21 protein-coding genes are annotated in these 26,923 nt (G+C 41.5%); 13 read left to right on the top strand and 8 right to left on the bottom strand.

From position 1 onward, the window contains the following. Nucleotides 1-170: zinc ribbon domain-containing protein (locus PTE_RS15595; RefSeq protein ID WP_036848253.1), on the top strand; the 170-nt coding region annotated here is incomplete at its 5' end. 88 nt (nt 171-258) lie between these two features. Here PTE_RS15595 and PTE_RS15590 read toward each other — a convergent pair. From PTE_RS15590 to PTE_RS15580, 3 genes are all read right to left on the bottom strand, one after another. Further along, on the bottom strand, nt 259-789 hold the full coding sequence (locus PTE_RS15590) for a hypothetical protein (RefSeq protein WP_036848250.1): 531 nt from the start codon (nt 787-789) through the stop codon (nt 259-261). A 365-nt stretch (nt 790-1,154) separates the two neighbouring features. Further along, a complete protein-coding gene (locus tag PTE_RS15585; RefSeq protein ID WP_036848247.1) occupies nt 1,155-2,216 on the bottom strand; it encodes an alpha-xenorhabdolysin family binary toxin subunit B in 1,062 nt (353 codons plus the stop codon). Between the two features lie 50 nt (nt 2,217-2,266). Further along, complete coding sequence (locus PTE_RS15580) at nt 2,267-3,493, bottom strand: alpha-xenorhabdolysin family binary toxin subunit A (RefSeq protein ID WP_036848245.1); 1,227 nt, start codon at nt 3,491-3,493, stop codon at nt 2,267-2,269. A 1,199-nt stretch (nt 3,494-4,692) separates the two neighbouring features. Between PTE_RS15580 and menD the strand changes: the two genes are divergently transcribed. Genes menD through menE form a run of 5 tightly spaced genes read left to right on the top strand, consistent with a single transcriptional unit; the run spans nt 4,693 to nt 10,359 of the window. Continuing rightward, entirely contained in the window at nt 4,693-6,366 is a 1,674-nt protein-coding gene (gene menD / locus PTE_RS15575; protein ID WP_036848243.1) for a 2-succinyl-5-enolpyruvyl-6-hydroxy-3-cyclohexene-1-carboxylic-acid synthase, read from the top strand. Beyond that, nucleotides 6,363-7,130: a 2-succinyl-6-hydroxy-2,4-cyclohexadiene-1-carboxylate synthase gene (gene menH / locus PTE_RS15570; RefSeq protein WP_036848493.1), complete on the top strand. Its 768-nt coding sequence runs from the start codon at nt 6,363-6,365 to the stop codon at nt 7,128-7,130. Before menD ends, menH begins: the two co-directional genes overlap by 4 nt. A gap of 12 nt (nt 7,131-7,142) precedes the next feature. After that, nucleotides 7,143-8,000 carry a 1,4-dihydroxy-2-naphthoyl-CoA synthase gene (gene menB, locus PTE_RS15565; RefSeq protein WP_036848241.1) on the top strand — a complete coding sequence of 286 codons (858 nt, stop codon included), beginning with the start codon at nt 7,143-7,145 and terminating at the stop codon, nt 7,998-8,000. Continuing rightward, nucleotides 8,000-8,971 carry an o-succinylbenzoate synthase gene (gene menC, locus PTE_RS15560; protein WP_036848239.1) on the top strand — a complete coding sequence of 324 codons (972 nt, stop codon included), beginning with the start codon at nt 8,000-8,002 and terminating at the stop codon, nt 8,969-8,971. The genes menB and menC overlap by 1 nt, the downstream gene beginning before the upstream one ends. Continuing rightward, complete coding sequence (gene menE, locus PTE_RS15555) at nt 8,959-10,359, top strand: o-succinylbenzoate--CoA ligase (protein WP_036848237.1); 1,401 nt, start codon at nt 8,959-8,961, stop codon at nt 10,357-10,359. The genes menC and menE overlap by 13 nt, the downstream gene beginning before the upstream one ends. Before the next feature lie 92 nt (nt 10,360-10,451). Here menE and PTE_RS15550 read toward each other — a convergent pair whose 3' ends face one another. Next, nucleotides 10,452-11,900, bottom strand: a complete 1,449-nt coding sequence (locus PTE_RS15550; RefSeq protein ID WP_036848234.1) for a catalase — start codon at nt 11,898-11,900, stop codon at nt 10,452-10,454. Nucleotides 11,901-12,186: 286 nt separating this feature from the next. Between PTE_RS15550 and PTE_RS15545 the strand changes: the two genes are divergently transcribed. Continuing rightward, complete coding sequence (locus tag PTE_RS15545; protein ID WP_036848232.1) at nt 12,187-12,729, top strand: YfaZ family outer membrane protein; 543 nt, start codon at nt 12,187-12,189, stop codon at nt 12,727-12,729. Nucleotides 12,730-12,786: 57 nt separating this feature from the next. On the opposite strand, the gene tyrP is transcribed toward PTE_RS15545, so the two are convergent. Then, nucleotides 12,787-13,992 (bottom strand): tyrosine transporter TyrP, encoded by a 1,206-nt coding sequence (gene tyrP, locus PTE_RS15540; protein WP_036848229.1) that lies wholly within the window; start codon nt 13,990-13,992, stop codon nt 12,787-12,789. Between the two features lie 301 nt (nt 13,993-14,293). On the opposite strand from tyrP, the gene PTE_RS15535 reads away from it, so the two are divergent. The 6 genes from PTE_RS15535 to PTE_RS15510 all read left to right on the top strand — a co-directional run bounded on the left by PTE_RS15535 (nt 14,294) and on the right by PTE_RS15510 (nt 24,524). Then, nucleotides 14,294-15,973, top strand: a complete 1,680-nt coding sequence (locus tag PTE_RS15535) for a ShlB/FhaC/HecB family hemolysin secretion/activation protein (RefSeq protein ID WP_036848226.1) — start codon at nt 14,294-14,296, stop codon at nt 15,971-15,973. A gap of 63 nt (nt 15,974-16,036) precedes the next feature. Next, nucleotides 16,037-21,463, top strand: a complete 5,427-nt coding sequence (locus PTE_RS15530) for a DUF637 domain-containing protein (RefSeq protein WP_036848223.1) — start codon at nt 16,037-16,039, stop codon at nt 21,461-21,463. Further along, nucleotides 21,463-21,969: a contact-dependent growth inhibition system immunity protein gene (locus PTE_RS15525; RefSeq protein WP_036848221.1), complete on the top strand. Its 507-nt coding sequence runs from the start codon at nt 21,463-21,465 to the stop codon at nt 21,967-21,969. The genes PTE_RS15530 and PTE_RS15525 overlap by 1 nt, the downstream gene beginning before the upstream one ends. Nucleotides 21,970-22,483: 514 nt before the next feature. Then, complete coding sequence (locus PTE_RS15520) at nt 22,484-22,990, top strand: hypothetical protein (RefSeq protein WP_131601519.1); 507 nt, start codon at nt 22,484-22,486, stop codon at nt 22,988-22,990. A gap of 184 nt (nt 22,991-23,174) precedes the next feature. Next, nucleotides 23,175-23,789, top strand: a complete 615-nt coding sequence (locus tag PTE_RS15515; protein ID WP_036848217.1) for a rhomboid family intramembrane serine protease — start codon at nt 23,175-23,177, stop codon at nt 23,787-23,789. Between the two features lie 228 nt (nt 23,790-24,017). Then, entirely contained in the window at nt 24,018-24,524 is a 507-nt protein-coding gene (locus tag PTE_RS15510; RefSeq protein WP_036848215.1) for a contact-dependent growth inhibition system immunity protein, read from the top strand. A gap of 134 nt (nt 24,525-24,658) precedes the next feature. On the opposite strand, the gene PTE_RS15505 is transcribed toward PTE_RS15510, so the two are convergent. The 3 genes from PTE_RS15505 to PTE_RS15495 form a co-directional block, all read right to left on the bottom strand. Next, nucleotides 24,659-25,162 carry a GNAT family N-acetyltransferase gene (locus tag PTE_RS15505; RefSeq protein ID WP_036848214.1) on the bottom strand — a complete coding sequence of 168 codons (504 nt, stop codon included), beginning with the start codon at nt 25,160-25,162 and terminating at the stop codon, nt 24,659-24,661. A gap of 4 nt (nt 25,163-25,166) precedes the next feature. Then, nucleotides 25,167-25,445 carry a type II toxin-antitoxin system TacA family antitoxin gene (locus tag PTE_RS15500; RefSeq protein WP_036848211.1) on the bottom strand — a complete coding sequence of 93 codons (279 nt, stop codon included), beginning with the start codon at nt 25,443-25,445 and terminating at the stop codon, nt 25,167-25,169. A 109-nt stretch (nt 25,446-25,554) separates the two neighbouring features. Continuing rightward, nucleotides 25,555-26,553, bottom strand: coding sequence for a Gfo/Idh/MocA family protein (locus PTE_RS15495; RefSeq protein WP_036848208.1), 999 nt, complete (start codon nt 26,551-26,553; stop codon nt 25,555-25,557). Nucleotides 26,554-26,923: the final 370 nt, after the last annotated feature.

The following is a 26,923-nucleotide window of genomic DNA, read 5'->3' as shown; positions in this document are numbered from 1 at the left end:
GCCACAAACGGCTCTGGCAATGTCCGGCATGCCACACAGAGCACGATCGGGATCTCAACGCTGCACTGAATATTAAACAGCAAGGCATATTTGAATTACAGGCGGCGGGACTCGTCGTTTCTGCCCATGGAGGCCTGCGTAAATCCGTCGCACAGACGGCTGCGGCCTAGGAAGTGGGAAGCCTGGCCGTTTACGGCGGGGAGCAGTCACAAACGCGCCTTTGGCACATAACCAAAGACGCGTCTTCAACAGTTCGTGTTAGTTGTAGTTTACCCAGCAGTCATAGGATGAAATGTACGGCGGCTGATACAACCCACCCGTGATATTTCCGACTTTCATTTGCAGGGTAATCCTACAGTCTGCTGGAACATTCGCTCCTGCGGCATTGATCGTGGCCGAGTCGCTGGCTACATCCAGAAATGCTTCCCATGCAGCAGAATTATCCGGGGTGGTGATGAAAAGACGCAGCGTGATTTGATTTTGCCAGCCAGCCCAATTGATTCGGTCATAGGTACACAGAATGGTGTTCACAATTCCTGAAGGTGTCGGTCCGTTCGAGGGAGCTAAGGTTGTACCAGAAATATACGCTCCGCCTTGAGTGGGTTTAGGGCCTAAACCAGAGCGATACCAACGTGGTCCGGTCTGTTGCGTGAGACTGTCCTCGGCTTCAATTTGCTGTTGTAGCAACTCCAGCAGAGATGAGTCTTCTTTGGTTAGGTCTACTTGGGTCAACGAAACAGTTTGTTCCTCTTTCAACAACATATCAGTGGGCAGAATTAGCTTGTTCATTTACATTCTCCTAATTTATATCGAAAATATGGTGACGAGCATTAAAACATCACTCGATCATGATCATGCAACACAATCGATAATGCTGGACTGATACTTATTAGAAGGGTAGATTTGTGAAAATCTTTCAGTTTCCGCGTAATGGTATTACGTCCCTAATCTAGCAGACGTGTGGCCCTACTTATGTCTTTGGGGATGTTTTTAAATGGGTTGGTCAATAACCTGACCCGGTAAGGTTGCCCTTACCGGGTTATTATGAGTTGTTGATAACGCTTTCTTCCCCTGAGCTGCACTTCACACAAGTTTCATTGACTTATTATGCTTATGCTTTGTATTGCCTGGTGAAAGCCCGGGGGCAGGTGTGTTTAGCTCAACAGAAGCGCGCTGTATTGCGACTCTAGATTATTAAGGAAGGCCAGCTGATTATGTATGAATTTGGTCAGATCTTGCTGGTTGGTTTTACTGTCTATTGTCTCCTGTAATTGATTGGCAAATAGACTCCATACTTGTTCCAGTGTTGTTGCCTGGCTCAGTAGTGTGGTGCGCTCTGTCTCGATTTGCTGTGCAGCGCCTATACCGGTAATCCGTTTTTCTGTCTCTTTCAGCTGAGTTTTCAGGTTATCGGACTCCTTATTCAACTGAGTGATTTGCTCATCCAGTTTGGATCTGGCATCGGCTAATTCTATATATTTCAGTCCCCTAGAAATATTGTCGAGAATCTTTTTGGCGATTTCAATTCCCTGCTTAAGTGCCTGTTTGATAGCCTCTTTTTTAGGGTTGCTGATATCCAGTTTGTCCACTTCGCTGGCATTGGGAATGTAGTCCTTGAACATGTCGGCCAGATTGTATTGGCGAATGACATCTTGGCTTTCGATGATCTTGTCGCGGTCTTCAGTTAGTTTGGTTTTTTTCTGCTCTTTCTGGGCAATATTGGCTTGCAGTTCTACTTTTCGTGCTTGCTCTTCTTCCAGGATGCCTCCCAGGCGTTCTGAAATCACAACGTTACGTACATCAGCAATTTTGCCGGCCAGTTGGTTAGCTTCATTATGTAGGCTGAGAATAACGTTTTTGACATCTTTATTCAGGTTGCGGACCTGCTCTAAACGTGCTTCTAACAGCGCCTCCCGGGTTTCATCGTCCAACTCAGAATTTTCCAGAGCTGCATCAATTTCGAGGATGGTCTGGAAGTATTCTTGAGGAGGGAGCTGCCGCAGGGCAGTTTGCAGGTGAGGCACAGAGATACGTACCGTTTCGTCAAGATCACGGCTGTATACGCCGACCCGTAGCGTTTTTTCCTGGATTATTTCAATGCCTGAAGTTTGTTGTTGCACCAGACGCCAGATGTTTTTCACCGCTTGGTTCAAGACTTTTATGTTGATTTCTGGATAAGTAGCAGAGTGTTGTGGAAAGGTGATGATTTCAGTCATTTTAATATGCTCCTTTTTTCTATTTCCTATGTAATACAGGGGGAATGTGATTAGTTATAGCGCTGTTTGTACTCTTTCAACGCTTCATCGAAAACTTTGACCAATTGTTTAGCGGAACCTTCTACTTCTTTCCAAGGGCTTATCACTTGCTGGAATTTAGTGATAAAAGAGGTCAGTTTCAGTGCATCGTTAATTTCGGCGAATTTATCTCTGGAAGCATTGATCTGAGTTAGCATGGATTGCCACATGTAATCCAGGTGGTTCAGTGCGACTTCTGCGTCCAGTAAACGGGTATCAATGTCGCTAAAATCAATAGATAAGTTGGTCATGGATTCTTGCAGCGCGCGTTTACCTTTGATGCTTTCTTCCAGGCCGCGTACTTCTTTGATCAGTGCGTTTTTCCGTTTGCGTGCTTCCTCTGCCTTAGCACCAAAGATGCCCCCTGTAATCGCGAGGCCGATAAGTCCCCCTGCGATGCCGGAGAAAGCCAAACCCACGAATTTGTCGTAGTCTTTTTTAAGTTGAGTGATTTCTGCTTTTTTCTCGGTGATTTTGTCATCCAGATCTTTGATGCTGACTGACATCTTATTGTCTTTCATCAGCTTTTTCTTATTTTCTACCTGTGGCTGTAAACCAAATGCAATGCTGCCATTGGAGAGTCTGCCGCCGATCAGTCTTAACTTGAAATCAGATACTTCGGTTTTGACCTTTTCGGTTTTCTGCTGCTGTTTTTGAATATCGATCTTCATGTTATCCAGGATTTCTTCCAGCGCATGTGACACCTCTTTATCTTCATTGGTGTAGGTGATACTGGCTAATTGTCTATCCGATAACTCTCCCAGTTTCTTCTTTATGCGTTCAATAATTGGCATCTCATTAATGATGCTGATGATATTCCCGCCGGTTTCGGTAATTTGTTGACCGACAATCTCCAGATCCATACTCTGTTGCATAATATCGTTTTCTACTCCGCTCCAGCTAAGTGAGTGAGTGCGGATTTCTTCAAACAAAATATGAATATCTTCTGGTTCCAGTCCAGGAATATCGACCTTTTGGTAACCTAGATAGTTTTTTACTTCCTCCAGATTAAAAGGTAGTGAAAGACCCTTCTTAACATATAGTTTGATATTAATAAGGTCTTCTTTGGTAAATATTCCACCGGGGCGGGCAACCCCTGCTTGTTTACCTGTCAGTAATTGCAAGGTAGCCGAGGGAATATCTGTTTCATTTAGTGTTTTTTCCGCTGGAAGTTGAGCTAATAACATATATTTCTCCATTAGTGGTTATTGCTTCATTGAAAGAATTATTAAATACATCAAGGCACAACCGGATGTCATAATACCCATGCCGTTGAATCTACGTTGTATTTTTTATTGAATAATCTTAATTAAAAATACATTGATTAGTGTGATTGTTTGTTGAAAAAACAGTTTAATACATAATTTTAATTAAAGATTTGTCTGTATTTTGATCTGCATTGGATATTGATATTTTAAATTGATAAATATAAAATTTTAGGATTTAAATGTTGTAAATTTATTTTTTATTTAGTTGTTGATTTTTAAAATAATACTTTGGTTTTCTTATTTGTTTGTTATGGGTTTTTATGTTCTTTCTTGATGTTAGAATGAAAAATATGAAATATTTAAATGCTATTTATGTGAAAATGTATTTTAAAACAAATAATTACATTTATATTGCTGTGTGATGATTATATAATCTCTCCCTTTTTGATTTAAGAGGCAGGTAATATGGTCTTTTTATAAAGGATAAGCTGGATGTTTTTGATTTACCGTTTATGGCGTGTTTAAAAAGTGGATAAGATTGCAGCCTATTTATCTTGTGTCATGGAATAAAGATTCAGATCCATATTTTAACTAAAGTCTTAATTGTTCATATAATGGCCGGAATTAACAAGTAAGGGGGGTGTTTTTATAATTCTATTTTACTATTGTACAAATAAGATATGTTCTTTAGAGAAAGGATTTTATTCGGGAAATAAAGGTTTGTTTTATTTCCTGGCTTATAATAACGGTCTTTATTTAGTAAGTTTTTAGCAGTAACTGAAAGAGTTCGCCTTTTGCCAATTACATAGTGCAAATTGATCATATTAATGAACTTAATATTCGTTGTCGGAAGGGAAAAACTTCTGATTTATCCGGTTTCAACGTTGGAGAGAGAGCCTTCGCTGCTAATGGAATTAAATAAGCATAACGATACAAATAATCAGGGCTTTAATTATTATTAATGCTCCGTATAATCTTACTTTTTATCATGTCTTTTGGGACAAGGTTGTAAATCAAACTGCCAAGGTGGTCGCTGATACAGGAAAAGTATGCGCCTGCATATGATCGAGAATGTGATTTGATGGGATAAGTCTTCGATTAAATGGCAATTCATTGAACTAGGATAAAGAAAAAATTGTCTGTGTCGTTAGGCTGACAGCGGGCTTTTACAATGTTTTGTTGAGTAAAATATGTCAAACAGCGCATTTAACCGCCGCTGGGCGGAACTTTTATTGGAAGCACTTACCCGCCACGGATTACATCATGTTTGCATTGCGCCAGGTTCACGTTCCACACCTTTAACAATGGCCGCAGCGGAGAATAACAAACTGATTTGTCATACCCATTTTGATGAACGCGGATTGGGCTATCTGGCGTTGGGATTATCCAAAGCAAGTAAAGAGCCTGTCGCCGTTATCGTCACTTCCGGGACGGCGGTGGCGAACCTTTATCCTTCATTAATCGAAGCCGGCTTAACGGGTGAACGCGTGGTTTTCCTGACTGCCGATCGGCCACCGGAGTTAATGGATTGTGGGGCGAATCAAGCTATTCATCAGCAGGGTATTTTTGCTTCTCATCCATCCCAGACAATTTCTTTGCCAAGACCAACAGACGATATCGCTGCAAGCTGGCTGGTTTCTGTCATAGATAATGGTATGGCGAACTTGCAACATGGTGCTTTGCATATTAATTGTCCATTCGCTGAACCTTTATATGGTAATGAAGAGCCTGCTTATTATGAGTGGCAGCAACAGTTGGGCAGCTGGTGGAAAAACAACCGGCCTTGGTTGAGTCAACCGGCGACCTGTGCTGTGGCAGAAGTGCCGGATTGGAGCTATTGGCAACAGCAACAAGGGGTTGTATTGGCTGGACGAATGAGTGCTGAAGAGGGAATTTATGTTGCTGAATGGGCGAAAACATTGGGCTGGCCGCTGATTGGCAATGCGCTTTCACAGACCGGGCAACCATTGCCTTGTGCCGATTTATGGTTGGATAATCCTCACGCACAGGCAATTTTGGCGCAAGCGCAACTAGTGGTCCAGTTTGGTTCCTGTCTGATAGGAAAACATCTGTTACAGTGGCAGGCTAAATGCCAGCCGGAGGAGTTTTGGATTATTGATCCAATCCCAGGCCGGCTTGATCCCGCCAATCATTGCGGCAGAAAGTTAACCTGTAATATTGCTGACTGGTTACTGGCTCATCCGGCACAATCGCGTACATCGTGGGCAGAAGAGCTCATAATCTGGTCAGAGAAAGCGGTTAACTGCGTCAGAACAGAATTAACAGGGAAGTGCAGTGAAGCCGCCGTAGCTTATCAATTACATGAATTACTGCCTGAATGTGGACAATTATTTGTGGGTAACAGCCTGATTGTGCGTTTGATCGATGCACTTGGACAATTACCGGCAGGGTATCCGGTCTACAGTAACCGGGGGGCAAGCGGTATTGATGGATTGATTTCCACTGCAGCAGGCGTGCAGCGGGCAATGGCAAAGCCAACCTTGGCGATTATCGGTGATTTATCTACACTTTATGATCTGAATGGCTTGGCATTGTTGCGTCATCCTTCCGCGCCAATCGTATTAATCGTGGTAAATAATAATGGCGGACAAATTTTCTCTTTACTGCCTACACCGGAAGAAGAGAGGCAGCGTTTTTACTGTATGCCTCAGCACGTTAATTTTGATCATGCGGCGGCGATGTTTGGTTTGAATTATGCCAGTCCACAAAGCTGGATTGAATTGCGACAATGTACTGAGCAGGCATGGCAACAAAATGAAACCACGCTGATTGAACTGAAAGTGCTGGATAGAGAAGGGGCTGAGTGTTTGCAACAGCTTTTAAAACAGGTGGCCATGTTGTGAGTCTGGCTTGTCGCAAGTTCAATAGCCATAATGGCCATCCCTGGCTGGTGTGGTTGCATGGATTATTGGGTAATGGTGATGAATGGTTGCCATTAGTGAATCTGTGCGCTCAGTATCCCTCATTGGTCATCGATCTACCTGGTCATGGTGATTCCAGGGGTATTCAGGTAAAAGATTTCACCGATATGAGTCGTCTTCTGTCTGAAACATTAACAGAACAGCAAATTGATAAATGCTGGCTGATTGGCTACTCCTTAGGGGGCCGTATCGCCATGCATCATGTCTGTTATGGTGATATTCAGGGATTGTGTGGGTTGTTGGTTGAAGGAGGAAACCCTGGTTTGTTCTCCCAACAGGAAAGAAATGCCCGTCTTGAGCATGATAGACGCTGGGCCAGACGTTTTCGTTTTCAGCCGATTGAACAGGTTTTGTCCGATTGGTATCAGCAGGCGGTTTTTTCTGATCTATTACCTGAGCAGCGCCGACAACTGATTAAGATGCGCCGCCATAATCATGGCGGTGGTGTGGCTGATATGCTGGAAAATACCTCGCTTGGTTATCAGCCTTGGTTGGTGCCTGAACTGCAACAACTGGCGTTGCCTTTTGCTTATCTGTGTGGCGAAAAAGACGAAAAATTTCAGCAAGTAGCAAAGTACTGCGCTTTACCACTGCAAACCATTGCGCATGTTGGGCATAATGCTCACCGATCGAACGCGGCGGCGTTTGCTGCGGCAGTAAACCATTTTTTATCACTCTTTGGTTGAAGGAATACGAATATGATTTACCCGAGCGAAGAAGAGCTATATGCCCCGATTGAGTGGCTGGACTGCTCTGAAAAATTTGAAGATATTCTTTATCACAAATCCACCGATGGCATTGCTAAAATCACCATCAATCGCCCGCAAGTACGTAATGCGTTCCGCCCATTGACTGTTCAAGAGATGATGCAAGCGCTGGATGATGCTCGTTATGATGACACTATCGGTGTGGTTATCCTGTCCGGTATGGGTGAAAAGGCCTTTTGCGCCGGTGGCGATCAAAAAGTCCGGGGTGACTACGGCGGTTATCAAGATGCCAGAGGCACCCATCACCTGAATGTGTTGGATTTCCAGCGCCAGATCCGCACCTGTCCAAAACCCGTCGTTGCTATGGTGTCCGGATATGCGATTGGAGGCGGTCATGTATTGCACTTGGTGTGTGATCTGACTATTGCTGCTGATAACGCTATTTTTGGTCAGACTGGGCCTAAAGTCGGTTCTTTTGACGGCGGTTGGGGAGCATCTTATATGGCACGGGTTGTCGGTCAGAAAAAAGCCCGCGAAATCTGGTTTCTGTGCCGTCAATATGATGCAAAACAAGCACTGGATATGGGGTTGGTTAACACGGTTGTACCTTATGCAGATCTGGAAAAAGAGACGGTCCGCTGGTGCCGTGAAATACTGGAAAATAGCCCAATAGCCCTGCGTTGCCTGAAAGCGGCGTTGAATGCTGACTGTGACGGCCAGGCTGGATTGCAGGAGCTGGCCGGTAACGCCACAATGCTTTTCTACATGACAGAAGAAGGTCAGGAAGGGCGTAACGCCTTTAATGAGAAACGCCAACCTGATTTCAGCAAGTTTAAACGTAACCCATAATGCGTATTGCGACTTTATACCGGTTCAGACTGCCGATGGAGGCCGGCGTTATACTGCGATATCAGCGGCTTAAAACCCGCGATGGCTTTCTGGTGCACTTGCAGAAAAATGATCACCAGGGATGGGGTGAGATTTCACCCCTGCCGGAATTTAGCAAAGAAACTGTTGAGCTGGCGCGGGAAGCAACGGTGGAATGGCTTAAACAGTGGTGCCTTGGTGCTGAACCGGGCGAAAGTGAATTGCCTTCTGTCGCATTTGGGATTAGCTGCGCCTTAGCTGAATTACAGGGTGAATTGCCGGAAGCAGCTGATTACCGGAAAGCGCCACTGTGTAACGGTGATCCTGATGAGCTGATTGTTCGTCTTGGTGAAATGAGTGGGCAAAAAGTTGCCAAAGTGAAAGTCGGGCTGTACGAAGCGGTGCGTGACGGTATGGTGGTTAATGTTCTGCTGGAAGCTGTACCCGATTTATCTTTGCGACTGGATGCTAACCGTAGTTGGAGTCGTGCTAAAGCGAATGGTTTCGCTAAATATATCGATCCTGATTACCGCCACCGGATTGCCTTTTTGGAAGAGCCTTGCCAAACCCCGGCAGACTCTCTCGCTTTTGCCCGTGATACTGGGATCGCCATTGCCTGGGATGAAAGTCTCCGTGATGAAGGTTTTAATGTGGAGGCTCAGGAAGGTGTTGCGGCTATTGTAATCAAACCTACTTTGACAGGAAGTCTTGCCCGTTGTTGTCAGTTGATTTCAACAGCGCGTAGTGCCGGGTTGGAAGCGGTGATCAGCTCCAGTATTGAAACCAGTTTTGGTCTGACTCAGCTTGCCCGCATTGCTCATTGGCTGACGCCTGCTTCCATTCCAGGGTTGGATACGCTGGAACTTGTTCAGTCTCAGTTAGTGCGCTGCTGGCCGGATAGCACGATGCCAGTGACAGGATTGGATGAATTGGAAATCGCATGGTGCAGTTAAATCCATTTACCCAGTGGCCGTGGCGCTACTGGGCATCTTTTAGCCCCGAAAATATTGCCATTAGGTTGTGTGATCGCGTTTTAAACTGGCATCAGTTGGTTGCTACTTTGGATGCGATAGCGGCAAATTTCCGCCAACAAGGGGTAGTTGAGGGCAGTGGTGTCATGCTGCGGGGGAAAAATAGCGAACAGATGTTACTGAGTTATCTCGCTGCATTACAGTGTGGTGCGCGGGTGTTGCCGCTGAATCCTCAATTGCCTGAAGTGCTTCTATCTGAATTACTGCCACATTTGAATATTGATTTTGTTGCTGATTTCTATAGTGGCGACTTGCCCGCTATAGAGGCCAGATCCCTTGATTGGCAAAGTGAGCCACTGAATTCTGATGATAATTCAGTAGCATGGGATGCAATGCGTCCCGCCAGTATGATTTTGACTTCCGGCTCTTCCGGGTTACCGAAAGCTGCCGTTCACTCAATTCATGCACATCTTTCCAGTGCGCGGGATGTCCTTTCTGTGATGAATTTTCAGCAGCAAGATAGCTGGTTGCTTTCATTGCCGTTGTTTCATGTCTCTGGTCAGGGGATTATCTGGCGTTGGTTAATGAGAGGGGCTTCTTTGGTATTGAGAAATATCAATCCACTGGAGCATGCTTTAGCCGATTGTACTCACGCTTCATTGGTTCCGACTCAGCTCTGGCGGTTACTGGAGCAGTCACAAAATCAGCCGCCGAATTTGAAAGAGGTGCTGTTGGGTGGGGCAATGATCCCCGTTGAATTGACGCAAAGGGCAGAGCAGCAAGGTATTCGTTGTTGGTGTAGTTATGGTTTAACCGAACTGGCTTCAACGGTATGCGTTAAACGGGCAGATGAGTTTCCTGGCGTGGGAAATCCATTACCGGGCAAGGAAGTTCGTTTAATCAAGGAGGAGATTCAAATTCGTTCTGACAGCCTGGCCTGTGGATATTGGCTGGATGGAAAATTACAACCATTGGTTGATCGTGATGGCTGGTTTCATACCCGTGATCGGGGAGTAATACAACAGAGTGAATTACGCATACTTGGCCGGATGGATAATCAGTTTTTCAGCGGTGGAGAAGGCATTCAACCGGAAGAGATTGAACGAATGGTTAACACCTATCCACAGGTAGAGCAGAGTTTTGCTGTTCCGGTGCCCGATCCTGAATTTGGTTATCGGCCTGTCGTTGTCATTGATAGTGACTCACCTGAAATTATTGACTTATTACCTGAATGGTTGGTTGATAAACTGGCGGCTTTTCAGCGTCCGGCAGCTTACTATCTCTTACCTCAGCAGTTTAAAAATGATGGTATTAAAATATCCCGTCAGCAGATCAAAAACTGGGTATTGGATTTACCCGGTTGCTCTTGAGCTATTTTGATTTGCTATCAATATGTTGAATTTCGTACTGCCCATTATCGCTAATGGAGTCATGGGCAGAGATAATTAATGATACGGTGTTGTTAGCAATCAGTCTTTAATTTTTGCAGTGCTTTTTCGACACCAGCACCATATTCTGGGTGAACTTTTCTAAATAGCTCAACCTGACGGCGTTGAGTCTCTTCATGTGCTTGTGACAGTTCACTGGCGATACGGTCAAACATACGCTGATGCTCTTTACTACTGATTAAGTTATACAGTGCGCAGGGCTGACTGAAATAATCTTCATCTTGACGATGGTTCCAGTTATCGGCATCTCCTTCTAAAGACAATGATGGTTGTTTGAATTCAGGTTGTTCCTGGAACAATCCTGCACTGTTTGGTTCATAAGTCACCGTGTTTCCGCTGTTACCATCCACGCGCATTGCACCATCACGGTGGTAATTATGGAACGGACAACGAGGTGTATTAACCGGAATTTGATGGTGGTTAACACCAAGACGATAACGTTGAGCATCACCATAGGAGAACAGGCGGCCCTGTAACATCTTATCAGGGGAGAAACTGATACCTGGCACAACATTAGCAGGGTTGAAAGCGGCCTGTTCAACTTCTGAGAAGTAGTTCTCAGGGTTACGGGTCAGCTCGAAATAACCGACATCAATCATTGGGTAATCGCCATGAGGCCATACTTTTGTCAAATCAAACGGATTGTACGGCGTCTGAGAAGCTTCGTTCTCTGGCATAATCTGAACTTTTAATTTCCAGCGTGGATAATCTCCTTGCTTAATTGCGGTAAACAAGTCACGCTGAGAACTTTCGCGATCTTTACCGACCAGCGCTTCCACTTCGTCATCCAACAGATTTCTAATGCCCTGCTGACAACGGAAATGGAATTTCACCCAGAAACGTTCATTATCTGAGTTGATAAAGCTGAATGTATGGCTACCAAAACCGTGCATATGGCGGAAAGATCTGGGTATACCACGGTCACTGAAATCAATGGTTAATTGATGCAGTGATTCAGGTTGATGAGAGAAGAAATCCCATTTATAGGCGGGATTACGCAAATTGGTATGCGGATCACGTTTAACAACATGGTTAAGATCTGGGAATTTCAGGGGGTCACGAAGATAGAATACCGGGGTATTGTTACCGACTAAATCCCAGTTACCTTCTTCGGTATAGAACTTAAGCGCAAAACCACGAATATCACGTTCCGCATCTGCTGCTCCGCGCTCACCGGCGACGGTTGAGAAACGGGCAAACATTTCTGTTTTTTTGCCTATTTCAGAGAAAATCTTAGCGCTGGTGTACTTAGTGATATCGTGAGTAACGACAAAGGTCCCATAAGCTCCAGAGCCTTTGGCGTGCATACGACGCTCTGGAATAACTTCACGGTCAAAATGGGCAAGTTTTTCTAAGAACCAAACATCTTGTAACAACATAGGACCACGTTGGCCTGCGGTTATGACATTATTATTGTCAACGACAGGGGCTCCGGCATTCGTTGTAAGTCCTCTCTTTTTCATCACACTTCTCCTGTTTTACATGAAAAAAAACAGCGTAATCGCTGATTAAAAAAAACAGTTCTGGTCAAATGTTAAAATTCAAATGTTGTGTTTTTTCTATAAGTTATTTATTGTTTTTTCCTTTACTATTTAATGTAAAATTATTTATATAGTTAATTATTAAGTAAATGAAATGAAAAATTCACACATATTTAGTAAGTATAGATGATTCATTTCCTTTTGTTGTCTACAGGTTTAGTTCTATTTAAGTAAGATGCTTAACATTAAGTAAATAAAGAGGAAATATATGAAGGCTTATCTTGCCGCAGCAGCAACCAGTTTATTGTTCATTGCCGGGACAGCAAATGCGATTTCGGTGAATGTTCAGGCTGGTCGCCATTTCACCAATACTTCAGCGGCAATTGGTGATAACGGTGCTGGATTATCTTTTAACGGTAACTGGGCACGCAGTGATCATAATGGGCAACTGGGAAGTTTGGGAACGGCCTTTAGTCTGCCCGTCGGCCCATTGACTGCTAGCATTGGCGGTAAGGTTCTCTATTTATCACCTAAAGATGGGAAAAAGGGTGAGGCATTGGCAGGTGGTGTGGGTTTGAGTTGGGCGGTTATGCCATCTTTATCTCTGTACAGTGAAGTTTACGGTGCGCCATCCAGTTTAACTTCTGGCATTGATTCTTATACTGAAGCGACGGGTGGCTTGCGTTTTACCGTATTTAAGCCGTTGACAGTGGATGCAGGTTATCGAGTGATGAATATGAGAGGGAAAGAAGGGCACAGGGATAACAAACTGGCTGATGGATTTTATGTTGGTGCCGGTTTGAATTTCTAAACGGTTTTTATGGGCTCAGTCCGCATCATTTCTGATGCGGACAATTTCAACTTAGGCTTAACCCACTTCTGGCAGCAATCCGCTGACAATACCAATCTGGATAGCAATAACTGCAATTCCACAGAGAAACACCAGCACCAAAACGGGTTTTCCGCCTATGACCCGATAAGCTGTTTGTTCAATTTGGCGGCTGCGCCATACCAGCATTGAAGGCAGCAGCAGAGCGAGAATGGACAGTGCTACCGCGGCGAAAGTCAGAGCCATAACAAAGTTTGGATAGTACAACGCGCAAAGCAAGGGTGGAACAAAAGTAATCACCCCTGTTTGCAGGCGGCCTGTCGCATTGTTACGGCGTTTGAACAGATCTGCCATGTAATCAAATAGACCCAAAGAGACACCAAGAAATGAGGTTGCTAGTGCCAGGTCAGCAAACAGACGGACAGCAAGTTCTACTCGGGGAGTGGCAACGACGTCTCTCACTGCCTGTAACAGCCCATTCAACCCCGCCTGTTCTGCCAGAATACCGACAAAAGTATGGGAAGAAATCGCTCCTAGTGTTGCTAATTGCCACAGAATATAGGCAGTCAATGGGATAGCACTGCCGATAACAAATATTTTGCGTAACTTGCGGGTATCGCCGCCCATATAACTGACGATGCTTGGCACACTGCCGTGAAAGCCAAAAGAGGTGAATACTACGGGAATTGCTGATAATACCAGACCTTGCTCCAGGGGCATGGAAAGCAAGTTAGTGTTGTTGATATGAGGCATCATGACTGCCAACATAATCACCAGGAAGATGATTTTTGCAGTAAACAGCAGGCGGTTAATCATATCGACAGATTGAGTACCGATAGTGACAACACAACCCGCGACAACGGTGAAAATCAGTATCCCAAATGAGACCGGAATGGGTCTATCCAGCCATGAAGACAGGCTGCCTGCAAGCAATTCACCGGCACCGCTGATATAAGCGGTGGTCAGGGCATACATCAGAAATAGCATACTGAAACCGGTAAGCCATTGACCACCACGTCCCAGATAGCGTTTTGCCACGGTTCCTAAGCCAGTATCTGCTGGGCTGTACTGATAAACTTCCACCAGCAATAAAGCGGTATAGCTCATCAAAACCCAAAGAGCGACTAACATCACGAAGGTTGTCCCAAGACCAACACCGGCCGCAGCCAGTGGCATAGCCAGCATCCCTGCACCAATTGTTGTCCCGGCGACGATAAAAATACTGCCAATAGTGCGATTCTTCACGCTTTCCTCTGCTTCTGAACTGATTGAAATAGTTATAGAAAGGGAGGCTAAAGGATCAATTTATTTATGTCAAATAACGGTTACACAAAATGTAAATAAATAATTACATTATATATTTTTGCATTAGACTGAATTATGTATTTGAGTAAATATAAATAATTACTAATTTTATTAATTGTCAATTAATCAGGTTATTGATCACATTTAAAGGTTGTGCTCATTATTACTATCTGATTTGGCGGGTAAGATAAGCATTATTAATTCTTTTAACAATTCACTTATTATGAAATAAAATTTATCAATGGAAAGAATATTTGTTTGTCTAAGAGGGTTGGTGGTATCTGTTCAGTTAGCGATATCAGGGGAGGCTTATGCTTCAGAGTTCATTAGCCCCGCAGATCAGGAGATTATCACTCAACAACAGAAGGCATTGTTGCAGCAAGCTCAACAGCAGCGTGATGCTATACGTAATAACATTACCTTATCTCCATCTTTAGAGCCCAAGCTTGATGGCGCTGAATCTATTTGTCATACCACTCACCGTATTCAATTTGAAGGTGCTGAAAGTCTTTCCCGATCAGTGCGGGACGGTTTAACACAGCCTTATCTATCCCATTGCTTAACCTTACAGGATATTAATGGGCTGGTGCGTAAAGTATCGAATGCCTATATCGAACGGGGTTATGTCACTTCCCGAGCTGGACTCAGGGCGCAGGATTTATCTACCGGTATTCTCATTATTACCGTGAGCGAAGGTAAAGTTGAATCAATCAGCCTTGACGATGAAACTCCGCTCTCATTGAAAATGGCCTTTCCAGGAATAGTTGGTAAGACGTTGAATCTACGGGATATTGAACAGGGGATGGAACAACTGAATCGGCTTCCTTCTCAACAAATGACGATTGATATTCAGCCGGGAAAGCAACTCGGTTATTCCACAGTTATCTTGAAACGAATATCGACTCGTTTACCGGTCAGTGTCAGCTTTGGTGCGGATAATAGCGGTCAAAAAAGTACAGGTACTGGGCAACTCAATGCCAGTATGAGTTTGGATAATCTGTTACATTTTGCTGATCAGTGGTCATTATCTGCTAGTCGGAACAGTGACTTTCGTAATAACCATCAGAGCCGGAGCCTCTCTTCCCATGTGACCGTGCCTTATGGTTACTGGCTGTTCAGTTATCAATATGCGTGGAATGATTCTTTTCAGGATATTCCGATAGGTTCACGAACCAATCGCTATGAAGGTGATAGCCAGACTCATCGGTTGGCGGTAAATCGGACGCTATATCGTGATGGTAAGCAGAAACTGGCACTGAATGTAGGAATGACGCGCCGTCAGACGACCAACGTGATGGCGGGAAAGAAATTATCCATTAGCAGCTCGACATTAAGTGTTATCAACTTTGGCGTTAATTACAGTTCAGTATTGGCGGGTGGCTATATCACTTTCAATCCTGTATTGAGCCGTGGCTTATCCGTGTTAGGTGCCACAAAAGATGACCCACATTTCCCCGATATGCCACGGAGTCAATTTCGCAAATTTAGTCTAAGTGCCAGCTATTTTATTCCGGTCACGGATTTCATCTATTACCTCTCATCTATTTACGGCCAGACCACACCGGACAACCTTTACGCCAGTGAAAGCCTATCACTGGGCGGGCAATATTCTGTCCGGGGATTTAAGGAGCAATATCTTACCGGCAATCGCGGCGGATATTGGCGTAATGAATTGAATTGGCGGGTTGCAGAACTTCCTGTGTTGGGGGAGCTCGCTTTAACCGGTGCATTGGATACCGGCTGGTTACAGAAAAAAACCGGACAAATTGATGGCGGTAATGTCACCGGCACTGCGCTTGGCGTCTCACTGACCAATCGCAGGTTTAATCAGACTATGACTTTAGGAACACCATTGACTCACCCTGATCATCTGAAACCAGATAACTGGGTGGTTTACTGGTCTGCATCACTGATTTTTTAGCGATGCAATACAGGGAGTTATACCAATAACCTTGTATTTAAATTAAGAAAAAAGGATAGAATGATGGATAGATGTAACAACCCTATGGCAAGGGGCGCTTGTTATCTTTTAATTTATCTGACTGCGACATACCCCCTGCATCCCGCTATAGCGGCTGGGATCACACCTGACAATAACCGTACACAGGTACAAAATCAGGGCAATGTGCCGGTTGTCAATATTGCTACTCCTAATGGCGCCGGAATATCTCATAATACCTATAAAGAGTTTAATATTGCTACTCAGGGAGCTGTATTAAATAACGCTACTCAGGCGGCTAAATCTCAATTAGCCGGGCAATTAAATGCAAATAGCAACTTGAAAGGTAAAGCAGCCGAATTAATTATTAATGAAGTCACTGGTAACGGGCGGTCTAACCTGCAAGGCAAACTGGAGGTAGTCGGTAATAAAGCTAATGTGATGATTGCCAACCCTAACGGCATTACCTGTGATGGCTGTGGCTTTATTAATACCTCCAGCGCAACAGTGACTACCGGGAAACCTCAGTTTGACAAACAGGGTGCATTGGAAGCATTGGAAGTCAAAAAAGGCCAGATTACGATTGGTGGCAAAGGGCTGGATGGCAAGGCGACGGATTATATTGACATTATCAGCCGGGCGACTGAGTTAAATGGAAAAATTCAGGCTAACAACTTGTCCTTTACACAGGGTGCTAATCGGATTGATTTTAACGATGGTACCGTGCAGAAAATCACTGGGGAAGGCGTTAAACCTCAATTAGCCGTTGATACCAAGGCATTAGGTGGCATGTATGCCAATAAAATTCGCTTGGTTGCTACTGAAGATGGCGTTGGGGTTAATTTGAAAGATTTAACCAGCGACCAGCGTGATATTACTTTAAACGTTAATGGCAAAATCGAACTGGGAAATGCCAAAGCTAAGACGGATTTTAATCTCAGTGCCAGAGAAACGCATATTGCCCCTAATATCAAGGTACAGGCAGAACGGGATATTACTTTGGCAAGTACTAAACTGGATAATAAAGGGAATGTAACTGCGGGTCGGGATATGCGGATATTGGGTGATACTTTACGCAATACTGGAGATAAAGCACTTCTGCAAGCCAATAATAATATGTGGTTACAGAAAGATGCTCAGGGGAATAAGAGTATACTGATTGAGAATAAATCTGCGACGATAAAGACCGTGAAAGGGGATTTGGTTGTTAGGACTAATGAACTAAATAATGTTCGTAGTGAATTTGTTACTGGGTGGAAAATACAAAACCCAGATTCGGATAAGATTGAATATTTGGGTTTTGAACTGCTATTTCGTGACCATTTAAATGGATTTAAACCAGTATTAGAGAACACTGAAGTTAAGAAATGGTTTGGTACTGTCGATTTTAATAAAAATAATTGGATAAATACCGGTAGAAAAGAGTTGATTTTAAGTAAATCGACATCAGAAGCTGTCATTTTTTCCGGTGGTAATATGTATGTCAATTCAAATAAAATATTAAATGAAGCAAGCTCAATACAAGCATTAAAAAATGTTTTTCTTACGGGCCTGACTCTTCAAAATTTCACTAAAAACTTAGGGGTGATAAATTATTTTACTAAATTCTCAACTGATTTCAATCCATTGAATGATACTGAGAGTAGTAGGGATTTAATTATCGGATTGGAACATTTGATAGATGAGTTTCCTATGTATATGGAGAATGATATTGAATTTAAAAATACAGGATCGGCCAATGAATGGGAAAATAAAAAATATTATTTAGCTACTATTTCAGCTGGTGGGGATTTAGTTGCTGATTTTAGAGATGATATTGATATTAACACTCCATCTATCTCTAATATCAAGGGAGTTTCAGAAATCTCTGGGGTTCAACGACCTGATGCATTAGTAGCAAGAAATATATTGTTGAACTCAAAAAAGATAAATGTCACAGATAATAATATTAAATCTGTTGATGGGATAAATATTCTTGCGGGTGACGGAATTGATATTAAATATGGCTCGATTTTAGCTGGTGGTGATTTATCTATGACAGCTACAAATGATATTAATTCTGTACAAGGGGAATTAAAGGGTAAAAATATTACCGCTATTAGTAAAAATGCTGATTTAAGTTTTAAAAGCAGTGAGGATACCGGGTATTTTAATCTTGATGGTACGCGTAAAATAAGTAGTTTGGAAGCTACTGGTGATTTATTATTACATGCTGGTAAGAATATTCTTCTGAGAAATTTATTCCTAACTAAGAGTAATAGTATCTCTCTAGCCGCAAACAATGACATTACTATTGATAACAATAACGCATTATTGACACATAAACGAATGAGGGGAGGTTTATCTGGCAACAGAGAACAAGAATTCTTTAATAATATGTTCTCCAAAATAGGTAAATTAGACACCAAAGGCTCTGTTGTGATTAATGCTGGAGGAACGTTACGTGCTGAAGGTGTTAATATCTCAGCAGGTAAAGATATCAGTTTAACTTCTGCAAAAGATATTGTACTGAATCATCGTAAATTTCCTCATTTATTAAGTGAATCAGTTCCCTCATATAGACCATTTAATCCTAGTGAATTAGGTCGAACATTTGATGGGTTATTTCAAATGGGTTTTGTCCCCCTCCCCAAGAATGAGTTATTTCCCTCGTCTCGATCCGGGGAATTAAGTAGTCGTATAACCGCAGGAAATAATATTAGTGTTATCAGTGGTGCAGATATCAATGGAAAGGCGGCTCAAATTAACGCCAAAGGTAACACATTATTATCAGCAGGTCGTAATATTAATCTGTTAGCACTGGGCTATTCCGCTATTGATAACAAGAACGATAACAATAAGGATGATCGTCATATTGTTGCTGTAGTCAATGGTGGAAAACAACTTACTGTAGCTGCTAATGGAACGCTGATGACTCAAGGAGCCACATTAAGCTCAGGAGGAAATACAACAATTTCTTCCGGTGGCAATATGCGTTTTGAATCGGTGCAGAATCACACTTACCGGGAAAGTGGCAGGGAATTCACCGAATCAGTGACTCAGCAAGGCAGTGAATTGACCAGCGGCGGTGTACTAACAGTTATCTCAAACGGCAGCATTCTTTTCCAGGCCACCAAACTGGCTGCTAAAGGTGCGATGGATGTCGCGGCAAAAGGGGGTTATCTATACGCTCAGGCGATGGAAGAATCCAGCCACTATGAGAAAACAGAGACAAAGCGTAAATGGTATGGCAAGAAGAAAACCATTAAACGTACCCGTCATGATGTCACTAACAAAGTCACTGAATTTATCGCTGGTGGTGATATTAATCTGTTAAGCCGGGATGACAGCACTTATGAAGCCAGTAAAATCTCCACTAATAAAAATGCCAAACTGACCAGCACTCACGGTAAAGTCAACTTTAAGGCGGTAAAAAATACCACTTTTGAGCAGACCATTACCAACTCCAAAGGTTTTTATATCAAACACAGGGATAAAGGTTATACCAAAGATACGTGGATTCTTCCTGCTATTCATATCGGCGGAAAACTTACCGTAGATGCAGCAAATGGTGTTAGCGCTGATATTAAAGCAAAAAATGGTCAATCATTACAAAATGTATTGGCAGTATTGGGAAATACGCCAGAAACAGCCTGGCTGAAAGGGCTTAGTGGGAACAAAGATATTCAGTGGAATTTGGTCAAAGATGCTTATAACAGTTGGGATCATAAGAGCAAGCATTTAAATCCAGTGATTTCTGCGGTGATTGCTATTGCAGCGGCGGCGGCAACAGCAGGCAGCTCTCTGTCAGCATCTGTTGCATCTTATGCGGGTAATAGCGTTGCGGGTGGCGCGTTAACTGCGGGTATGTCATCACTGGCTGCACAGGCGGCTGTCGCTATTGTAGACAATCAGGGTGATATATCCAAAGCGCTAAAAGCATTGGGTAGCAGTGATGTCATTAAATCAACGATTACCTCAATGGCGATTGGTGGCGCACTGGCCGGATTTGATTCCTATATGGGATGGGATAAAGCAGCTGATGGCACTAAATTAGATCCGACAAAAGCGAAATTACCCCAAATCAGCAATGGTGATTGGAACAAAGTCGTCCAGCGGGTAGCGGGCCAATCTATTATTAGTTCCAGCCTGAATACCACCATTAACGGCGGCAGTTTTAAAGATAATTTGACTACTGCTCTGTTGGCTAATATTGGCAGCCAGATTCATGCTGAGGGTGCCAGATTGATTGGTGATAATGGCGAGGTATTGGGAGTGCCGGGCAAAACGTTGAGCCACGCAGTTGTGGCAGGGATCAGCGCTGAAATTGGCCGGGGAAATGCCAAAGGTGCAATGGCGGGGGCTTTGGCTGCGGAACTGGCTGGTATCATGATGGGTGATAACATCATCAAAGCTGAAGAGTGGCAGAGAACATCGGAACGGCAAGCGCAAATTGCCCGTGCTTTTGGTGGTTTTGCCGGTGCGGTATTTACCGGTAAAGCAGACGGTGCTTATAGTGGAGCAAGCGGTGCGGAGAATACTTTCCGTTACAATTACCTGGCTCATCACCAACAGCAATTAATGGAGAAAGAGCTTGCCGCAGAATCCAACTACCTTAAAAAAGCGCAGATTTTTGCTAAATGGGGCTTGATTAGTAACACGCAAGACGGGTCTTTAGCGGCGGGTTTTATATCCGGTATTCCGTCAGAACTTTATGATAGTGTGATGGCAATTGTCGGAGCGGTATCTAATCCTTCGGAAGTCATTGAAGCACTTAAAACGCTATTGATTCAGGAGGATATGCCCGGCTTTATCTGGCAGGCAACAAAGGAGGGTTATCTCAAGCAGCTTGATATTGTCAAAGCTGAATATGAAAAAGCGGGTCCTGAGGGAGCCTATAACGCTGGCTTGGAAGCAGGAAAAATTGTTACTGAAATAGCCAGTATGGCAGCCGGTGGCCTTGGCGCGGTCAAGGGATCGACATCTGGTGCAGCTAAATTATCGAAAGTGATATCAAAAGATCCGCACCCAACAGTAGACATAAGGCATGTGTATCGGGTAGAAAAAGATGGTAGCAAAACCCAAATGACGTGGGGAGAAGGTAACTATAAACAGGGGTATCCTTTTGAGGACTTTGTTGCTACGCAGATGCCTAAAGGTACTCGATTACCCGAAGGGTTTAAGACTTTTGATTTTTATGATCAGAAAACAGGTATAGCTACCAGTGTTAAGACATTGGATACTGGTACTGCGGCAAGAATTAAAGATCCTAAGCAACTTTATACTTCCATAAAAGGGAATATAGATGCCACGGTAAACTTTACCGAGGCGAGACTGGATAAAAAGGTTATAAATGCAGGAATGATTTCACAGCGTGAAGTTCGGATTGCTGTACCAAAAGCTACAACGGTAGATCAATGGGAGCAAATTAACCGTGCAATATCTTATGGTGCAGAAAAAAATATTAATGTCAAAATCACAGTGGTGAAATAATGGACGAAATCTTTAAACGATGGCGAAATGCTAGATGCGTGTTTAACGGCGATTTTTACTGTGTTGAAACTTTTTCTGGTTATCGGATGTTAAGTGCTGACCCACAAGGGAGTTATTATTTACTATCCCCTGATATAGATGATGAGCAATTAGGTATGGCAGTTTTTGATGCGTTATCCAAGAGTAGGTTCATTCCTCTAGAAGAGATAGATGATTTCTTTGAGCCTGAAAAGTGTGATGAACAATATAAAGAATGGATTGATGAATTAATTAAAACTTATGATTATCGTTCAAAACGTCAATTATTTAAAAGAATGCGAGATTGTGGAATACAATTGCTGGATGGAAATATCACAATCCGGCCTACAGGCCATGAAAAACTTGAGCTTTGGACAGGAAAAGGCATTGTTGAATCTGATTATGTCGTCATTCCGGCAGACAGTTCTTCAGAGGAAGTTGGCGCAGCATTACGACTGGCTTTTTCGCGTTGTAGAAGTTATGTTTGACGATAAAGCAATAGTTTGTTTTCACTGATTAGTTATGAGTTTTGATTTATAGAGTTAATTAAGGTGGACACATAATAGTTATTATGTGTCCGCTAATTATCTCAAAAAGGTTTAAATAGTTATAAATTAGCCTTACCGCTAAAATCACAGTGGTGAAATAATGAGTGAGATTTTTGAACGATGGAAAAATGCCAGATGTGTATTTAATGGTGATTTTTATTCAATAACAAGTTATTCGGGTTATTTCGAGAGACTTAATGCTTAAGGTTCAGTGTATGAGAGATTGCTGCAAGTTACTATGATCCTCACATTAAATTGAAGCTATATGATGAGTTGATAGATGATATTGATTCGTGGATTAGTAATTTTAATAATGAGCAGGTATTAAATGAATCATTATCGAGTGTCATTGAAAATGATTTTCCATCGTTAATTATATCGACAAAAGGTGTTATTGCACAAATAGTCCATGCATTCAAAAAAATTCGATTTTGATTTCAACACCGTGAACTTCATGACTAATCCTGGTCTGTTAGATATTAAAATACATCAATATTTTAGTAGTGATTTGACGATTAGAACTACAAATTATTACCCAAATTCTGATATGGTTGAAAAATTTCATAGATTAGAGACTGTTCCATTATTTAAGCCAGTTTCAAACTATCAAATCGATCAGCAGGACATTCCTTCTATTTTAATTCTCTGCAATGGATGTGAAGAAGGTTATTTTGATGTATTAAAAACTTCTTTAGAACATCCATCGAAACCTAAAATATTTATGGCTATTGTTTGGAATAAGAAATTGTATGATGAATGCATAGATTTAAATAGGAAGTATGCAGATAGAGCATGCATTCTAAAGTTGGCACTAGAGGCTTCAACAAACAACAGATCATTTCTATACTCCAAATCTGGTCCAAACACAGTATTGGAATCAATTAGATTCACTTTACCAGTTCTAGTACATTTCTTTGGGTTATCAATGGATAGTGGAGTTGACAAACAAAAGAAAATTTAGTTTTTATTTTTAAAATCAATCTAATGGGTCTAGCTTAATAAAAAGATGGTTGGATAATCCTGAGATTGTAACTAACTTTAAGCGTAGCATAGAATAAAGTAAAATGAATGATATAGATATTGAACTGAAAGATTTACCTGATATAATTTATGATGTCATGTAATGATTATGAAGGAAGTATTGAATGTTCCAAATTGAAAAATTTCCTATAACAACAGTATTTATAGTATGTGTGACAATTGTTTATTCCACATTTGTTTCATATTCATTAACAGATAGCTTTATCGGTAAAATAAGTATTATAGATCTAGAGAAATATGGAGGGTTAACACCAAATAGATTATATGAATTTGAGTATTGGCGACTTCTGGTTTCTCAGTTCATACATGTTAAACAATTGCATATGGTCTACAATGTGCTATCATTTTTCATACTGGGAATTTTATTAGAAAAACATCTTGGATCTAAATTTTTATTAGTTTTATGGTTTACTTCTGGTGCTTTGGGAACTCTTTATAGCACTAACTTTGTTAGTTACCCTTGGAATATTGGTACAGGAGCATCACAAGCTGTTTTGGGCGTATCTTCCTTTGCATTGCTGATGGTTTTTGTCAAAGAGCATACCTCTAGTATATTAAAGTTTGCTGTTGTTTTTTCCATGCTACCGGCAATGGCTTTAGATCTTATTTATATTCACTACCCTAAGCCAGGTCATGTTCTTTCTATTTGTATTGGGCTTGCAATGAGTTTGTTTTTCTATAGGAAAAATAAATCTTATTTTGATAATATTGCTATTTGAAAATAATAATTATCGGTGGATTCGACTAATCAGTAGTATGGACGGCATTAAAGAATGCTTAAAAGAAATTGTAGAAAAAATAAATAGAGAAGAAAAATTCTTAGCTATTCTTGGATATGGATCATATTTTACAGGCAAGTATAAAAATGGAAGGGTAGCTTATTAGTCGAATCCGTCTTTGAATAGTTATTAAGTGAGCCTTACCTCTAAAATTACAGTGGTGGAATAATGAGTATGGATTTTAAGCAAGGGTTAAATGCAACCGCTATGTTTAATGGAGATTTTTACTCTGTTAAAACTTATTCAGGTAACGGCTTATTAAGGGCAGATCCCTTAGGTAGCAAACATTTATTACAGCCAATTGTATCTGATCAAGAATTAGGAAAGGCTGTACTTGATGCTTTATCAAAAAGCAGAATAATCTCGCTTGATGAATGTGGAGATTATTTTGATCATGATGTAAGTAATGAGCAGTATAAAAATTGGATAACTAAGATGATGGAATTTTATGGCTATCGTTCAAAACGTCAATTATTTAAAAAAATGTTAAGCTGTGGTATCTGCATGCTTGATGGTCAAATAATGATACGACCATCCCGCCATGAAAAATTGGATGGCTGGTCTGAAGATGGTATTTCTGAATCTGATCATGTCGTAATTTCTGCGGACAGTTCCCCTGAGGAAGTTGGTGCAGCATTACGACTGGCTTTTTCACGTTGTAGAAGCTATGTTTGACGATAAAGTAGCAGTTTGTTTTTGCATTGATTAGATATAATCTTTGATTTATAGAGTTAATTAAAGTAGACACGTAATATCTATTATGTGTCCGCTAATTATTTAAAAAGGTTTAGATAGCTATTCAATATACATTAACCTTTGATTCCGAAAGCCGTCTTTAAATCCTTTAATGTGATCATTAACGTCATTGGGTTTAAAGGCGATTCATCAAAACCCACAGATTTATAAAATGCTTTAGCGTCTTCTGAGATAGCATGGACAATTAACCCTCTAATACCAACTAAATCTGCGGCTTGCGTGACACGAATGGCAGCATCTTTAATTAAGTAGCGGCCAAACCCTTTTCCTTGATAATTTTTATCAACAGCCAGACGGCCCAAAATGATTACCGGAATGGGGTTTGGCATATTGCGCTTAAATTTGCTTATCGCTTCTTGCGACATAATTGAGCCGGTAGCCAACGAATAATAGGCAATAACATTTTTATCTTCGCTTACAACGTATGTTCGTGAGGCATTTCCTTTTTGGTTTTTTGATGCTCTGTCTGTTAACCAATTGTCAAGGGTGTCAACCCCTGAATTAAAGCTATCTAAATTGTGATCGTCTGTTAATGGAGTTGGGCCATTACATGTCATTGTATCACCACGGTTTTTTCATGTTTGCTGTTTTGATAAGACGTTCGTTTGGTGCTGCTGGATCATCAAGTTTAGCGATAAAAGCATCAAAAACCTCTGGAGAAACAACCATAAATGAGTGTTCCAATAGGGTGTTTTCAGCATCACGCTTGATTGTATCAAGGACATATTCGGTGACGGTTTTGCCTTTTACTTTTGCTGCTCTATCGATTAAATCTCGATCTTCCTGCCTAATCCTCAAGTTGAGCGTCTTATTTTTACGATTCTCAATTGTTACATTCATTCTAAATCTCCTTTGGCTGTAGAGATGGTATAAATAACACACTAATGTAACGCTGTTGCCATTACATTACAAGTGTGACATTACAATATATTTTTTTAAAACAAATTCCTTATAAATAATTATTCATTCTATAATCTTTTAATACTTGGTCTATTACCCAACTGGTTCGTGAGCCTGATTCTCCGGTTGAAGGGCAAAAGCCTTTGCCTTGTAATTCATTAATTATCGTACTAATCAATGGCATTTCTATATGTTCTGGATTGTCAATATTAAATTGGTGTAATTTGTTATTCTGGTCATAATATGAAATGGCTGAATTTCCAAAGGTGGAAAAAGATATTTTTCCTTTGTCACCAATTATTTCAACATTATCATGTCTGGAATTCGATACAAAATTCCATATACCTACACCTTGAATATTGTTTTCAAACATAAATGACATTGATACGCAATCTTCTGCTGGATAAGCATTCCCCTGTGAATTTACATGTCCTTTGACAGAAATAATTTTTCCTAAAAGAAAATCTAATATATCAAGAGTATGACACGCTAAATCAACAAATAATCCACCACCGGAGATTTCTGGCTTAACAACCCAAGGTAAATGATGAGGATCTTGATAGCAGGGCTCTATCTCTCTATAAAGTATACAATTTACTATTCTGGGTATTCCTATCGCGCCTGATTCAATTAATTCTTTGATTTTTAAAAATCTTGGTAATGCTCTCCTGTAATAAGCAACAAATAATGGGACATTTTGCGATTTACAAGTCGATATCATTTCATTACATTCTTCGAATGTTAATGCCATAGGCTTTTCTACATATATCGCCTTGCCCGCTTTAGCGGCCAAAATAGTATATTCTTTATGTGTAGAGGGTGGGGTTGCAATATATACGGCATCAATGTCTTTATCATTAATCAGTGAATTTGCGTCGGAGTACCATTTAGGGACATTGTGCCTCCTGGCAAAGTCCTCTGCTAAGTTAGCATTGCGCCTCATTACCGCAACTAATTCAGAATTATCCAATTTATAAAAAGCGGGCCCACTTTTTACTTCAGTAACATCACCACAACCAATAATGCCCCATTTTATTGTTTTTTTCACTTTTATTTTCCCAATATGCTTATGTCGAATTTTTTATTAATAAAATATTGATGAAGATTATAGTTTAAATCTGGTTTATCACATTTTTTACTCTAATATATGATTATATAACATGTTTCTTACTTCTGAATCAAGTGAGTTAATATAATCTTCATCGTATTTCTTATAATCTATTATACCAAAGTGACATGTGGGTTCACATCTATTCCCAATTAGATTTCAAATTGCAGCATGGTGGCAAGTGAAAGCAACTAACAAAGTAGCAATTTGAAAGATGAATGGGATAAATCAGTCAGTAAATAGCTTGATGATATAAAGATACTCCTTATATGTCTTTTCCGATAATCAAGTTTTTTCAGGGCTTAAACCC

Source organism: Photorhabdus khanii NC19 (genome assembly GCF_000517265.1).
Classification (GTDB): domain Bacteria; phylum Pseudomonadota; class Gammaproteobacteria; order Enterobacterales; family Enterobacteriaceae; genus Photorhabdus; species Photorhabdus khanii.
Note: the sequence above shows the minus strand (reverse complement) of the source record. Positions and strands in the feature narration are given on the sequence as shown.